Source organism: Methylomonas rivi (genome assembly GCF_024505165.1).
Lineage (GTDB): Bacteria > Pseudomonadota > Gammaproteobacteria > Methylococcales > Methylomonadaceae > Methylomonas > Methylomonas rivi.
Genome location: NZ_JANIBK010000011.1, coordinates 14,882 through 26,788 on the forward strand (window position 1 = coordinate 14,882; position 11,907 = coordinate 26,788).

Below are 11,907 nucleotides of genomic sequence, written 5' to 3' on the forward strand. Positions count from 1 at the left end.
GCCGATGAATGCGGCGATTATTGTGTTATTGGTTGTGATGCTGATGTCCACGGTAAGCAGTTGGTGGATGATCAGGCGCAAGGATCAGGAAAAGCCGGTGAAAATCATGATGTTTATCGGTTATTTCTGGTTGCTGACCTTTCTGCAGTTGCTGTTGGCCGCCTTGCTGTATTACATTGGCCGGCGTTTTTTTTCTCTTTAACCTCCCTATGAACATCGTTCCCGATTTGATCGGCTACCTGGCGGCCACGCTGACCACGGTGTCGTTTTTGCCGCAAGCCATTCTGACTTTGAAAACCCGCGATACCGATTCCTTGTCGCTGGGCATGTACAGCCTGTTCACCGGCGGGGTGTTATTGTGGTTGATCTACGGCATTTATTTGTCCAATCCGGCCATTATTGCCGCCAACGCGGTGACGTTTTTGCTGGCGGCTTTGATATTGAGTTTTAAAATCCATAATTTGCTGCGCAAATAGCTGTCCGGACCACCATGAGAATCGCTTTATTGGCCGGAACGCATTCCGGTTGCGGTAAAACCACGGTGATGCTGGCCTTGCTGCAATACCTCAAAAACCAAGCACTGAAGCCGCGGGCATTCAAGGTCGGGCCGGATTTTCTCGATCCGCTCTGGCACGCGGCGGTTACCGGTTCGCCATCCTATAACCTGGATACCCAAATGGTGGGCATAACCGAATCCCGCCGCGTGTTGAACCGGTTGGCCGGCCAGACGGAGTATGGCTTGATAGAAGGCGTGATGGGCATGTTCGACGGCCGCTCCGGGGTCGGCCAAGCCGGTTCCAGTGTCGATTTGGCCGCCCAACTCGCAGTGTCGGCTATTTTGGTGGTCGATGCGCGCGGCATCGCCGGTTCCATCGTGCCGCTGGTGAGCGGTTACCGCGATTTTGCCCGCCAACGCGGGGTCGAAATCGCCGGCATTGTCGCCAACCGGGTCGGCGGCGAGTTCCATGCCCGCCTGTTGTCCGAGGCCTTGGCCGACTACGGTTTGCCGCCGGTGCTGGCTTGGTTGGATAAGGCCGCGCCGGGCTTGGAGGAAAGGCATTTGGGCTTGACGATTCCCGATCAAGCCCGGATACCCGATTTTCAAGCGGCCTTGCGGGTCGAGCATGAAGCGTTGCTGGCGGCGTTTGCCGAATGTGTTCCCGGCGATGTTGCCGAAAGCGAGACGGCGCGGCTGCAAGGTAAAACCATCGCCGTTGCCAGGGATGAGGCCTGCTGTTTCATTTATCCGGGCAATGTCGATTACTTGTTGGAGCAGGGCGCGCGGCTGGCATGGTTTTCGCCGGTGGCCGGCCAGCCGGTGCCCGCCGCCGATGCGCTGTGGCTACCGGGCGGTTACCCGGAGTTATATGTCCGGCAATTGTCCGAGTCTGTTAGTTTGGCGTCGATAAAAGCCTTTATCGAATCGGGTAAACCGGTGTTGGCCGAATGCGGCGGCACCATGCTGCTGGGCGAGGCCTTGATAGACAGCCAGGGCAATCGCTGGCCGATGGCGAATGTGTTGCCGTTCGATTCCTGCATGCAAAGCAAACTGGCGGCCTTGGGTTACAGAGAAGACGCCTCGGGCATGCGCGGGCACGAATTCCATTATTCGGTTCGGGAAAGCCGGCAGGCATTTACGCCGGGTTTTGTCTGTAACGGCGACCAAGGCATACGCTATAAAAATTTACGCGCCTCCTACAATCACTGGTATTTTGCCAGTGCCGGCAAGGCGATAACGGAGTGGCTGACATGAAAACGAGAGAGAGACGACAGGGCGTGGTGCTGGTGCATACCGGCGAAGGTAAGGGCAAATCGTCCAGTGCCTTCGGTATGGTGTTTCGCGCCGCCGGCTGGGGCATGAAGGTCTGCGTGATTCAGTTCATCAAGGGCCAATGGCAAACCGGCGAACAAAAGGCCGCCGAGCGCTTCGACAATATCGAATGGCATGCCTTGGGCGACGGCTTTACCTGGAATACCAAAAACCCGGAACAGGACATCAAAACCAGCCGGGAAATCTGGGAGTTCAGCAAGCAGAAGATGTTGTCCGGGGAATTCGATCTGGTGCTGCTGGACGAAATCAATTATTGCTGCGGTTACGGCTGGATCGGCGGCCGGGAAATCGCCGACTTTATTCGAAACGACAAGCCGGCTTGGCTGCACCTGGTGCTGACCGGCCGCAACGCGGCACAGGAAGTGATAGAGGCTGCGCATACCGTCACCGAAATGACCCGCATCAAGCACGCCTTCGAAACCGGCATCAAAGCCGAGCAGGGTGTTGAATTTTAAGCTGAAATATTTCGCCGATTCTGGCAGAATTGCCGCCTTTTTAACCTTTCCTATGAGCGCAAGCATGCAACAAGCGAAACAACTTATCGAAAATTACTATCAAGCTTTCAATAACAACGATATGGATACTTTCCTGAGTTTGCTGACCGACGACGTGGTGCATGACATCAACCAGGGCGACCGCGAACAAGGTAAAGCCGCTTTCGCCAAGTTCATGGATAAAATGAACCACCATTACCGCGAACAGTTGGTCGATATGGTGATTATGGCCAACGAGGACGGCACGCGCGCGGCGGCGGAATTCGTGGTATTGGGCGAATATTTGAATACCGATGAAGGTTTGCCGGAAGCCAACGGTCAAAAATACCGCCTGCCCGCCGGGGCGTTTTTCGACATTCGCGACGGCAAGGTTGCGCGCATCACCAATTATTACAATCTGGGCGACTGGATTGCCCAAGTCGATCCGCAATAAGCGCTTTGCGGATTTAGAAGGATTCCGGCCGCCGCCGGAATCATCAATTGCTGATATTGGCAACATGGCTTAGAATCCGAAACGGCAGGAATTCGGATTGACCGAATATAACTATAACGAGAGGAGAGTAAGCATGGGCGAATCACAAAAGTTGATGCTCGCGGTTGCGGGTGTCTTTGCAGCGGGATTTATCATGGTCGGCGTCAATAAGGAGCAGTCCAACGAGGAAAAAGAGGCGGCGTCGCAAATTCGTACCTTGGTCGCCATGCAGGAGATGGCCAATACCAAATGTCCCAAACTGATCCAAAATAAAACCGGAACTCAAGTCTATTTCCCGTCCAAAACCGATACGGACAAGGAAACCTACGTGACTCTGGAATGGGTTGGCGAACAGGGCGATAACTTCAAAACCGCTTCCTGCACCTTGCATCAGCAACTGGGCGGCGTATCGAAACTGGTCATTGACGGCCAAGTCCTGATCGACAAAAAATTCTAAATCAATTCGGCGTTTCTACTGGTTGCTATTTAGTAGGGACGCCATTTTCCTTATTGGTATTCGCCAATCCTTCCGGCGCACGCTAAGCGGCTTTATGGTCAATGCAATTTCCGCCGCCGTTGCGTAATTCTCTTTTCGGTGCATGGCGGGACTCTTTCAGTCGTGCCGAATCGCCCAACTTTGTATTCTCGCGATAACGAATGCCGGGCGCAACCGCGCGCGAGGCAAGGTTCGGCGCATGGGCCGGCCGCCGTGCGCAGTTATGGGTGGAGCCCGGCTTGGTCTGGTATTATGCTGCCGATGCCGCGGGCGGATTCATCAATGGATGGCTTGTACAGCGGAAATCTAGTGTTTTTCAAGTGTCAAGCGGACGCGGGCTTGGCGTAGGGCACGGCATGAAAGGTTTTTATGACAACAATAATAAGACAGAGGTAAAGACAATGACAGAGGAGCTCCAAAGAGGGGTTTTAAAAACCTGGAAGGACGACAGAGGTTTCGGTTTTATCCAGCCGGACAATGGCGACAAGGACATTTTTGTGCATATTTCGGCATTGAAAGGCATGGCGCGCCGCCCGGTACGCGGCGATGTACTGTTTTATCAGGTCGGCCGAGATGCCGGCGGCAAGTTTAAAGCCGTCAACGCCCGTATCGAAGGGGTGGAATTAATGGCAACATCGGCAAAAATTTCGAAAAAATGGCTGTGGATAGCCTTTGCCGCCTTGGGCTTGGTGAGCGCAGCGGTAGCGGCGTACGCCTTTTGGGTTAATCAGGCTGCTTAAATCGCCTCTACCACCAGCCACCGTTATGACGGTTTGGAGACGGTTTCGCGGATGCAGCGGTTTTTATTGGAGCGAATTTAACTATGAATGACTCGCAAAAGTGGCTCGCGCTGTTTTTGGTGGCCGGTTTGGGTTGGTTGCTGTATTTGCTGGCCCCCATACTAATGCCGTTTGCCGTGGCGGCCATCCTGGCCTACCTGGGGGACCCTCTGGTGGACAGGCTGGAAACCTGGCGCTATAAACAATTCCGCTTGAATCGTACCATGGCCGTTATGCTGGTTTTTTTCGGCATCATCATCGGCGCAACCGCCATTTTATTATTCATCATTCCAACGATTGAATATCAGATCGGCGAATTCATCGATAAACTGCCCTCTTATTTGCATTGGCTGAACAAATCCGTCATTCCTACCCTGCAAAAGTATTTCGGCAAGGGTATCCGGCCGTTAAAAACCGAACAATTGCTTGAGCTGGTGCGCAATTACTGGCAAGGCGGTTCGGCCGTCACGGAAAATTTTCTCCAATCCGTTTCGCATTCCGGCGCGATTGTACTGGGCTGGCTGATGAATGCGGTGTTGATTCCCGTCATTACGTTTTACCTGTTGCGCGACTGGGATGAATTGGTAGCCAAGGTGCACGATTTGTTCCCCAGGCGCATGGCGAACACGGTCGGCAAATTGGCCGCCGAGGCCGATACGGTGCTCGGCGCTTTTTTGCGCGGCCAGTTTTATGTCATGTTGGCCCTGGGGCTGATTTACAGCATCGGGCTGCGCCTGATCGGCCTCGATTTGGCGCTGCCGATAGGCATGATGGCGGGCCTGATCAGTTTTATACCCTATATGGGCGCCATCGTGGGTATCGGCATGGCCTGCATCGCGGCGATACTGCAATTTCAGGATGCCATGCATCTGCTGTCCGTGTTCATCGTGTTCGCCGTCGGCCACAGCCTGGAAAGCATGCTGCTGACGCCCTGGTTGGTGGGCAATAAAATCGGCCTGCATCCGGTCGCCGTGATTTTTGCGGTGCTGGCCGGCGGCCAATTATTCGGGTTTTTGGGGGTTTTGCTGGCCTTGCCGGTGGCCTCGGTCATTATGGTTTTGTTGCGGCACATCCATGAACGCTATACCTTTAGTGGCTTTTACAGCGACGGTTCTTATCCGTGAGGCTTAGGCTGCTGGGGTTGTTGATGCTGTCGGTCGCGATGGGGGCGGTGCAGGCCGGCAACCGGCAGCGCGAGCTGGACTATGCCAACGGTTTACAGCAGAGTGCCGGCCAGAGCGGCGGGGTTTGGCTGACTTCCGGCGGGCAGCCGTTTTTCGCTTTATTTACCGAGGCCGAAAAAACCGACAACAGCCGGGCAGTGATCGTGTTGCACGATATGGGCGAACACCCCGACCAGCAGCCGGTCGTTCACGGTTTGCGCATCGTATTGCCCCAGCATGGCTGGACAACCGTGTCGATACAATTGCCGCTGCGGGAAATGGGCGCCAGCCGGGAGGACTACTACGGCTTGTTCGATGAAGCGCGCGGGCGGATCCAGGCCGGCGCGGATTATTTACGCAACCGGGGGGCGAAAAATATCGCCTTGGTCGGGTATGGGATGGGGGCCGCCATGGCGGCTTATACGCTCAGTCAGGATTCCAAGGGTTTGGACGCGCTGGCAACGATTAGCCTGCCGCTGCCGGACAGCGCTTTGCCGCAAGCGCAAATAGGCGAATTCATTAAAAACATCGCGCTGCCATTTTTGGACGTGTATGCGGAATTCGACTTGCCGGAGGTGGCGGATACCGCCAGGCAACGGCGCATGCTGGGCAAGGATAATCCGGTTTACCGGCAAATCAGGATTAACGGCGAAAATCACGCCTATCGACATGATCCCATGATGTTGATTAAACGAATATACAGCTGGCTGGCTTTAAGCCTCGGCCCCAATTGATTTCTAAACCATCCATCAGGAGCAGCTCAATGCGCATATCCGACGAAACTGTCGCAGAAATTCATTTATTATCCCTGTTTAATCTGGCGTCGCATCAGGAAGGCGTAAAGGTGCATCAAGATGCCGAGCCGCATCTGATCGAAGCCGCCAAACGCTTGTTCGGCAAAGGCCTGACCAGTCAGCCCGACGGCGGCTATCTGACCGATCTGGGTATAGAAGTCGCCGAGCACGTGCAAAGGATGCTGATTATTTTAAATGCGACATGAGCGGCCCCTTTATAAGCCTAATTTAAGTACCCAATAACAGGAAGCATAGATAACCAGAGCCGAGATAAAACTTAAGGCGATGAACCGAAGTGGGTTTTGCAGGTTGTGACGTAAAAAACCGGGTTGTCGGCCCTGCTTTTTACGTTCCGCGTACAAGGCCCGCTGCCGGCGGGCTCGCTCTTGTTGATAGGCATCGAACAATGGTTGGGCTAGCGCTAAATCATCCGCTTGTTGCAGCCAGATGGCCGCTAGCGAAATGCCCCACATGCCCGCCGAGGTTTCGTAAAATGCGATGCCGTTGGCCGAAAGCAGCTCTCTAACCTCTTCCGCCTCTTCATCGGAAACGCCTCTTAAATTAAAAAACAGTATCGACATAAATAGCATGCTCGGAAAATTGACAAGTTCGCCTATTATAAAATGCCGGCCGGTCGTCCGACTGCCGTAATCTTTGTTATAAACCATGACTGTAAGCATACCAAGCCAAGCGAATCCCGAAACGATTTTATTGATTTCGGATGACAAGATTCACGATCGAAGTTTGTTGCAATTTCTGGCAAAAGCCGGCTATCGCACCCATTGCGCGGCTTCCGCGGCGGAAGCCTTGGCATTCCTTGAAACCGGGGAGGGCGTGGGGCTGCTGATTATAGCGACAAGCGCTTGTTTAAACGCCGAGGTGGCTGGCTTCAGAAGTTTGGCGGACGCCTATTTGCCCGTTATCGTCATTAGCGAAGCCTTGGATGACGCCTTGATGGATGGCTATGAGTATGCCCATATCGATAGCTATGTGGTTCGGCCGGTCAATTTCCGCTTATTGCAGACCAAAATCAAATCCGCTTTCAGGATGCGGCAACTCTATCGGCATGAATGCGACCAGCGCAGCCAATTGATGAGCTATCTGCAAAATGTGGAAATTGAACAAGAGTTGGCCGCCAAAATTTACGACACGGTGTTCCAGCGCAATTTGCTGCGCACCGAGGCGGTTAAATCCGTGATGTCTCCGCTGGCCCTTTTTAACGGCGATTTGCTGTTGGCGGAAAAAACACCGGACAACCAATTGTATTTGTTGTTGGGCGATTTCACCGGGCATGGGTTGTCGGCGTCCGTGGGGGCGATGCCGGTGGCGGATACTTTTTACGGCATGGCCCGCAAGGGGTTTTCCCTGGCCGATATTGTGCAGGAGATCAATCTCAAACTCTACAATATGTTGCCGGCCAACATGTTTTTGGCGGCGACCGCGGTTGGGCTATATCCCGATTCTAAAACCTTAAGTTTGATTACTTGCGGCTTGCCCGAGCATTTTATCGTTAACGATTTAGACGGCAGCCACAAAACGGTACAGGCTAAGAATGTGCCGTTGGGGATTTTGGATCGCATCGAGCTGGAGATCCAAAATGTCAGCGTGGACAAGCATCACCACGTGTTCCTGATGACGGATGGCGTTTTTGAAGCGGAAAATCCGCGCGGGGAGGCCTTCGGTAGCGCGCGCGTCCTCAATGCCGTAAAGCAAAATCCGCGGGATGCGATTAGCGCCTTACGGGCTTGTCTGGATGAGCATACCCAGGGCTCGAGTCAGCAGGACGATATTTCTCTGGTCGAACTGGTTTGCGATGTCGACAAAATACCCTGGCAAACCAGTCCTAAGATTGAAACGGAGCACCAGCCGGCGGCCTTGCATTGGAAAAGCAGTATGGAGTTCGGTATCGATGCGTTACGGATAGTCAATCCGGTGCCGGTGATGGTGAATGCCTTGATGGAAATACAAGGCTTAAAGCGGCATAGGCAGGCTATTTTTCTGATTGTCGGCGAATTGTTTGCCAATGCCTTGGACCATGGCGTATTGAAGCTGGATTCCACCGTTAAATCGACTCCGGAAGGTTTTATGCGTTTTTATCAGCTAAAGGAAGACCGCTTGGCTAATTGGGGGCAGGGTAAAGTGAGATTGTCGGTGAGCCATCGGCCAACCCCGGAAGGCGGACGGTTAACGATCAAGGTGATGGACAGCGGCGACGGTTTCGATTGGAAAATGCACAATGAAAAGTTGGAAAGCAACGAAGGCTTTAGCGGGCGCGGCGTCAAGCTGGTGGAAACCTTATGTTCAAGCCTGACTTACCACGGCAAGGGTAATCGGGTGACCGCGGTATTCGATTGGAAAAAATAGGCCGCCGGTCAGGCTTGGCAGGTGCCGCAGAAATAGCTGGCGCGCTGGCCGATCTTGATGTGCTGTATGGGTTCGGCGCACTTTAGACAGGACTGGCCCGCGCGGCCGTATACCGATAGTGATTGCTGAAAATAACCGGGTTTGCCTTGCGCATTGACGAAATCGCGCAAGGTGGTGCCCCCTTGCTCAATCGCCCGCTGCAACACGGTTTTTATGGCTTCGCAAAGACGCCGGCAAGCGGCCGGCTCAATCTCTCCCGCCGGCCGGTTGGGGTGCACGCCGGCCAGGAATAACGATTCGCTGGCATATATGTTGCCCACACCGACCACGACATGGCTGTCCATGATCAGGCTTTTAATGGGTGCGCGGCGGTTGCGGCAATGATGCAGCAGGAATTCGGCGTTGAAAGCGTCGGAAAGCGGTTCCGGCCCCAATTCGGCCAGCAAGGCATGTTGCTCGGCGGGGGCGTCGGTCCACAAAATGGCGCCGAAGCGGCGTTGGTCGTTGAAGCGCAAGAGGGTGCCGTCGCTAAAGATAAAGTCGGCGTGGTCGTGCTTAAGCGCCGGCTGTCCGCGGTCGCAGATGCGCAGATTACCCGACATGCCTAAATGCAGTATCAAGGTGCCCGCCGTTGTGGCCAGCAATAAATATTTGCCGCGCCGCTCGACCCGGTCCAGGCGCAAACCGGGCAGGGTGCTTGTCAAACTGCCGGGCACCGGCCAGCGCAAGCGCGGTTGGCGCACGATAATTTCCTGAAAGGTTTTGCCCTGGATATGCGGCGCGATGCCGCGCCGGCTGGTTTCGACTTCGGGTAATTCCGGCATGGCGTTCAGATTTGCGAAAGCAGGCGTTTGGCTTCGGCTTGCAATTTTTTTCTGGAGACCAATAAATGCCAGCGGCTACCGCCGCATTGCCGCCATAACAGGCTGGCGCGAATGCCCGCCAGCAGCAGGGCGCGGATTTTGTTGACGGTGGCTTGATTGCCGAGATGCTGCGGGTCGCCATTAATCATGATGCGGGGTTGCAGCGTGCTGATGGTGCCGTGGTATACATCGGCCAGGTTGGCCAATACATTCTCGTGCATGACGCCGAAATGTTCGGCTTGGTTTTGCGCTTTGGTAATGCCGGTGCGGATCTGGTTTAGCATGTCGCGGTTTTGGCTTAGCTGTTTTTGCAGATGCACCAATTGGGCAGCATAACGGGCTTGCTCGGGGTTGGCGACCACTCGGCTGGTGAGCTGCAAATCCAGCTGTTCCAGGCCGAGTTTTATGCCGCTCAAGCCCCCGTAAACATCGGCCACGCTGTCCGAATCTATTTTTAGCACGCTGCCGATACTGGCCGTCATGGCGTCAGGATCCGCGTTGCCGGTGGTGGCCAGTTGGCGAACCAACGAGCAGGCCTGAGCGATGCCGGCCAGGGCGATGGTTTGATTGCTGAGCGAAATTAATGACATGTAGGTTATTTGCAGGCGACTTGTAAGCAATTGGGCGAGACTGGGTGGCCGGCTTTCAGCCAGGATTGCAGACCGTTATCCAGGTGATAAATATTTTTCATGCCCGCTTGTTGGGCCAAAAACGCACCGACCTTGCCGCTGCGGTTGCCGGAGCGGCAAACCAGGATCACCGGTTGGTCGGGAGAAGACTTCATTTTCTCCAGGTCGGCCAGCCACTTTTCCTGGTCGAAGCGGCCTTGCCGGTCGAAGGATTGCAATTTGCGGCTATCGGCAATGACGCCGGAATGTTGCCACTCGTCCGCGGTGCGAATGTCGACGACCAGTGCATTTCGGTTTTGCTGCATGTCCAGCAATTGTTCGGGGCCGATCCCGGTCACTTCATCGGCCGGCAACGTTTGACTACAGAATAGAAAACCGGTAAACAGCAGATTCGGAAGGATTTTCATGGTATTTAGACCGTGTTTTTAATATGGGGATAAACCTGGGTACTCCACCATTGGATGCATTCGAGGTAGATGTCGGCAATACGCTTAGGCTTGATGTTGCCGAAAGTGGGCCGATCCACATCCCAGCGTTCGTAATCCAGCGCGTATTGTAATGCTTCGCCGGCAGAACCGGTTTTTTGTAATATCGCGTCGCTGACCAGATTGGATAAGGGCAATTGCTGCAAACCTTTTTCCAAGGGCATATCCAAAATGCTGTCCAGGCCGGACAGCAAGCCCACCAAAAAATAAGTCTCCGGGTCTTGTTTGATCTCGGTCGCCAGCAATTCGCACATTTTGGCCCGTACTAACACGGTTTGTAATACGGCGGGCGGTTTCGACGACATGGAGGAAAGCGCCAAAATATTCGTCCAGCGTCTTAATTCCTTGAGTCCCAGATAGGTGGCGGCGTGTTGCAGCGATTGAATTTTGTTGGGTATGGCAAAGGAGGCCGAGTTGATGTAATGCAGCAATTTATAACTCAAGCTGACATCTTGGGAGATGACTTTGCTGACTGCCTGAAAAGTGACGTCCGGCTTGTTGATGGCCGCCAGCAGCTGCAGAGTGGCGGTTTGCGAGACCCCGATGCGCTTGCCTTCCACAATGTTGGGCTTGCTGAAAAAAAAGCCTTGAAACAGTTCGCAGCCCCATTCCTGTAATAATTTGAACTCCTGATGCGTCTCGACTTTTTCCGCCAGCAGCTTGAGTTTATAGGGTTTTAGTGTTTCGATCAGCCGCCGGGTGTCTTCCAGGCTATAAGCCATGATGTCCAGTTTGATGATGTCGACAAATTCCAGCAGCGGCAGCCATTCCGGCGTCAGCTCGAAATCGTCCAGCGCGATGGTATAGCCGCGCGAGGACAATTCGCGCAAATTCTTGACGATGTGCATGTCCACTTTCACATTCTCCAAAACCTCCACTACGATGCGGTCCCTGGGCAGGTCCAGCGGGGTCTTTTCCAGAATGTTTTGCGCGGTAAAGTTGATAAAGGCCAGATGAGGCCCCACCAATTCGTTTAAGCCGATTTCCAGTATGGTGTCGGTAATGACTTGATTGGTGGCCGAGGCGGCGCTTTCTTGAACCGATAAATCGAAATCCTTGCCGCGGAACAGAATTTCATAGGCAAAGGTATTCAGTTTATGGTCGAGGATTTGTTGGCGACCGATTAAGAAGTCTGTCATTTAGTTTACGAATCGAGAAGCGTTGAACTATGATGAAAATTAAAAACCTTATACCATGAGTGACAAAACCAAGTCGAGTTGGCGCCAAGCTAAGGTTTTTTGCAATTTTCCAATTTTACTCAGGAGGTACATTATGTCCGAATCAGCATCGATTAACGTCACCGGCATGAAATGCGGCGGTTGCGAAAACACGGTAACTACCGCGCTAAAGGCGATCGACGGCGTGTTGTCCGTCAAGGCGTCGCACCAGGACAAAAAGGTGGAGGTTGAGTTCGATCCCGGCAAAACCGATCTGGACGAAATCGAGGATGCCATCACCGACGCCGGGTTCAGCGTCGAGTAGAGATGTCATTCGCATTCCCTAAATGTTAAACCAAAACCCATCCGAGCAGGTTGTT

At 53.8% G+C, this 11,907-nt stretch carries 17 protein-coding genes; 12 read left to right on the forward strand and 5 right to left on the reverse strand.

Features of this window, described 5'->3' with window-relative positions:
- Nucleotides 1-4 precede the first annotated feature (4 nt).
- The 10 genes from NP596_RS03705 to NP596_RS03750 all read left to right on the forward strand — a co-directional run bounded on the left by NP596_RS03705 (nt 5) and on the right by NP596_RS03750 (nt 6,235).
- Complete coding sequence (locus NP596_RS03705; RefSeq protein ID WP_256613883.1) at nt 5-202, forward strand: hypothetical protein; 198 nt, start codon at nt 5-7, stop codon at nt 200-202.
- 7 nt (nt 203-209) lie between these two features.
- Nucleotides 210-476, forward strand: coding sequence for a SemiSWEET transporter (locus NP596_RS03710; RefSeq protein ID WP_256613884.1), 267 nt, complete (start codon nt 210-212; stop codon nt 474-476).
- 14 nt (nt 477-490) lie between these two features.
- Nucleotides 491-1,753, forward strand: a complete 1,263-nt coding sequence (locus NP596_RS03715; protein ID WP_256613885.1) for a cobyrinic acid a,c-diamide synthase CobB — start codon at nt 491-493, stop codon at nt 1,751-1,753.
- A complete protein-coding gene (cobO, locus tag NP596_RS03720) occupies nt 1,750-2,286 on the forward strand; it encodes a cob(I)yrinic acid a,c-diamide adenosyltransferase (RefSeq protein ID WP_256613886.1) in 537 nt (178 codons plus the stop codon). Before NP596_RS03715 ends, cobO begins: the two co-directional genes overlap by 4 nt.
- A 64-nt stretch (nt 2,287-2,350) precedes the next feature.
- Nucleotides 2,351-2,758 (forward strand): ketosteroid isomerase-related protein, encoded by a 408-nt coding sequence (locus tag NP596_RS03725; RefSeq protein WP_256613887.1) that lies wholly within the window; start codon nt 2,351-2,353, stop codon nt 2,756-2,758.
- Between the two features lie 133 nt (nt 2,759-2,891).
- A complete protein-coding gene (locus NP596_RS03730; protein WP_256613888.1) occupies nt 2,892-3,254 on the forward strand; it encodes a hypothetical protein in 363 nt (120 codons plus the stop codon).
- A gap of 440 nt (nt 3,255-3,694) precedes the next feature.
- Nucleotides 3,695-4,033, forward strand: a complete 339-nt coding sequence (locus tag NP596_RS03735) for a cold shock domain-containing protein (protein WP_256613889.1) — start codon at nt 3,695-3,697, stop codon at nt 4,031-4,033.
- An 83-nt stretch (nt 4,034-4,116) separates the two neighbouring features.
- Nucleotides 4,117-5,196, forward strand: a complete 1,080-nt coding sequence (locus tag NP596_RS03740; protein ID WP_256613890.1) for an AI-2E family transporter — start codon at nt 4,117-4,119, stop codon at nt 5,194-5,196.
- Nucleotides 5,193-5,969 carry a DUF3530 family protein gene (locus NP596_RS03745; RefSeq protein WP_256613891.1) on the forward strand — a complete coding sequence of 259 codons (777 nt, stop codon included), beginning with the start codon at nt 5,193-5,195 and terminating at the stop codon, nt 5,967-5,969. Before NP596_RS03740 ends, NP596_RS03745 begins: the two co-directional genes overlap by 4 nt.
- Before the next feature lie 29 nt (nt 5,970-5,998).
- Nucleotides 5,999-6,235, forward strand: a complete 237-nt coding sequence (locus tag NP596_RS03750; RefSeq protein ID WP_256613892.1) for a TIGR02647 family protein — start codon at nt 5,999-6,001, stop codon at nt 6,233-6,235.
- Between the two features lie 9 nt (nt 6,236-6,244).
- Here the strand turns inward: NP596_RS03750 and NP596_RS03755 are convergent, their stop codons facing one another.
- Nucleotides 6,245-6,610 (reverse strand): DUF6164 family protein, encoded by a 366-nt coding sequence (locus NP596_RS03755; protein WP_256613893.1) that lies wholly within the window; start codon nt 6,608-6,610, stop codon nt 6,245-6,247.
- A gap of 85 nt (nt 6,611-6,695) precedes the next feature.
- On the opposite strand from NP596_RS03755, the gene NP596_RS03760 reads away from it, so the two are divergent.
- A complete protein-coding gene (locus tag NP596_RS03760) occupies nt 6,696-8,393 on the forward strand; it encodes an ATP-binding SpoIIE family protein phosphatase (RefSeq protein WP_256613895.1) in 1,698 nt (565 codons plus the stop codon).
- An 8-nt stretch (nt 8,394-8,401) separates the two neighbouring features.
- Here NP596_RS03760 and mutM read toward each other — a convergent pair whose 3' ends face one another.
- Genes mutM through NP596_RS03780 form a run of 4 tightly spaced genes read right to left on the reverse strand, consistent with a single transcriptional unit; the run spans nt 8,402 to nt 11,509 of the window.
- Nucleotides 8,402-9,217, reverse strand: coding sequence for a bifunctional DNA-formamidopyrimidine glycosylase/DNA-(apurinic or apyrimidinic site) lyase (mutM, locus tag NP596_RS03765; RefSeq protein WP_256613897.1), 816 nt, complete (start codon nt 9,215-9,217; stop codon nt 8,402-8,404).
- A gap of 5 nt (nt 9,218-9,222) precedes the next feature.
- On the reverse strand, nt 9,223-9,846 hold the full coding sequence (hflD, locus tag NP596_RS03770; protein ID WP_256613898.1) for a high frequency lysogenization protein HflD: 624 nt from the start codon (nt 9,844-9,846) through the stop codon (nt 9,223-9,225).
- Between the two features lie 5 nt (nt 9,847-9,851).
- Nucleotides 9,852-10,292 (reverse strand): rhodanese-like domain-containing protein, encoded by a 441-nt coding sequence (locus tag NP596_RS03775; RefSeq protein ID WP_256613899.1) that lies wholly within the window; start codon nt 10,290-10,292, stop codon nt 9,852-9,854.
- Between the two features lie 5 nt (nt 10,293-10,297).
- A complete protein-coding gene (locus NP596_RS03780) occupies nt 10,298-11,509 on the reverse strand; it encodes an EAL and HDOD domain-containing protein (RefSeq protein ID WP_256613900.1) in 1,212 nt (403 codons plus the stop codon).
- 133 nt (nt 11,510-11,642) lie between these two features.
- Between NP596_RS03780 and NP596_RS03785 the strand changes: the two genes are divergently transcribed.
- A complete protein-coding gene (locus NP596_RS03785) occupies nt 11,643-11,852 on the forward strand; it encodes a heavy-metal-associated domain-containing protein (protein ID WP_256613901.1) in 210 nt (69 codons plus the stop codon).
- Nucleotides 11,853-11,907: the final 55 nt, after the last annotated feature.

Excerpts from the sequence above, each read along its gene's own strand:
- NP596_RS03775 (WP_256613899.1), bottom strand. The coding sequence starts at position 10,292 with ATGAAAATCCTTCCGAATCTGCTGTTTACCGGTTTTCTATTCTGTAGT.
- mutM (WP_256613897.1), bottom strand. The coding sequence starts at position 9,217 with ATGCCGGAATTACCCGAAGTCGAAACCAGCCGGCGCGGCATCGCGCCG.
- NP596_RS03760 (WP_256613895.1), top strand. The coding sequence starts at position 6,696 with ATGACTGTAAGCATACCAAGCCAAGCGAATCCCGAAACGATTTTATTG.
- hflD (WP_256613898.1), bottom strand. The coding sequence starts at position 9,846 with ATGTCATTAATTTCGCTCAGCAATCAAACCATCGCCCTGGCCGGCATC.
- NP596_RS03730 (WP_256613888.1), top strand. The coding sequence starts at position 2,892 with ATGGGCGAATCACAAAAGTTGATGCTCGCGGTTGCGGGTGTCTTTGCA.
- NP596_RS03755 (WP_256613893.1), bottom strand. The coding sequence starts at position 6,610 with ATGTCGATACTGTTTTTTAATTTAAGAGGCGTTTCCGATGAAGAGGCG.
- NP596_RS03705 (WP_256613883.1), top strand. The coding sequence starts at position 5 with ATGAATGCGGCGATTATTGTGTTATTGGTTGTGATGCTGATGTCCACG.
- cobO (WP_256613886.1), top strand. The coding sequence starts at position 1,750 with ATGAAAACGAGAGAGAGACGACAGGGCGTGGTGCTGGTGCATACCGGC.
- NP596_RS03750 (WP_256613892.1), top strand. The coding sequence starts at position 5,999 with ATGCGCATATCCGACGAAACTGTCGCAGAAATTCATTTATTATCCCTG.
- NP596_RS03785 (WP_256613901.1), top strand. The coding sequence starts at position 11,643 with ATGTCCGAATCAGCATCGATTAACGTCACCGGCATGAAATGCGGCGGT.
- NP596_RS03710 (WP_256613884.1), top strand. The coding sequence starts at position 210 with ATGAACATCGTTCCCGATTTGATCGGCTACCTGGCGGCCACGCTGACC.
- NP596_RS03780 (WP_256613900.1), bottom strand. The coding sequence starts at position 11,509 with ATGACAGACTTCTTAATCGGTCGCCAACAAATCCTCGACCATAAACTG.
- NP596_RS03725 (WP_256613887.1), top strand. The coding sequence starts at position 2,351 with ATGCAACAAGCGAAACAACTTATCGAAAATTACTATCAAGCTTTCAAT.
- NP596_RS03735 (WP_256613889.1), top strand. The coding sequence starts at position 3,695 with ATGACAGAGGAGCTCCAAAGAGGGGTTTTAAAAACCTGGAAGGACGAC.
- NP596_RS03715 (WP_256613885.1), top strand. The coding sequence starts at position 491 with ATGAGAATCGCTTTATTGGCCGGAACGCATTCCGGTTGCGGTAAAACC.
- NP596_RS03740 (WP_256613890.1), top strand. The coding sequence starts at position 4,117 with ATGAATGACTCGCAAAAGTGGCTCGCGCTGTTTTTGGTGGCCGGTTTG.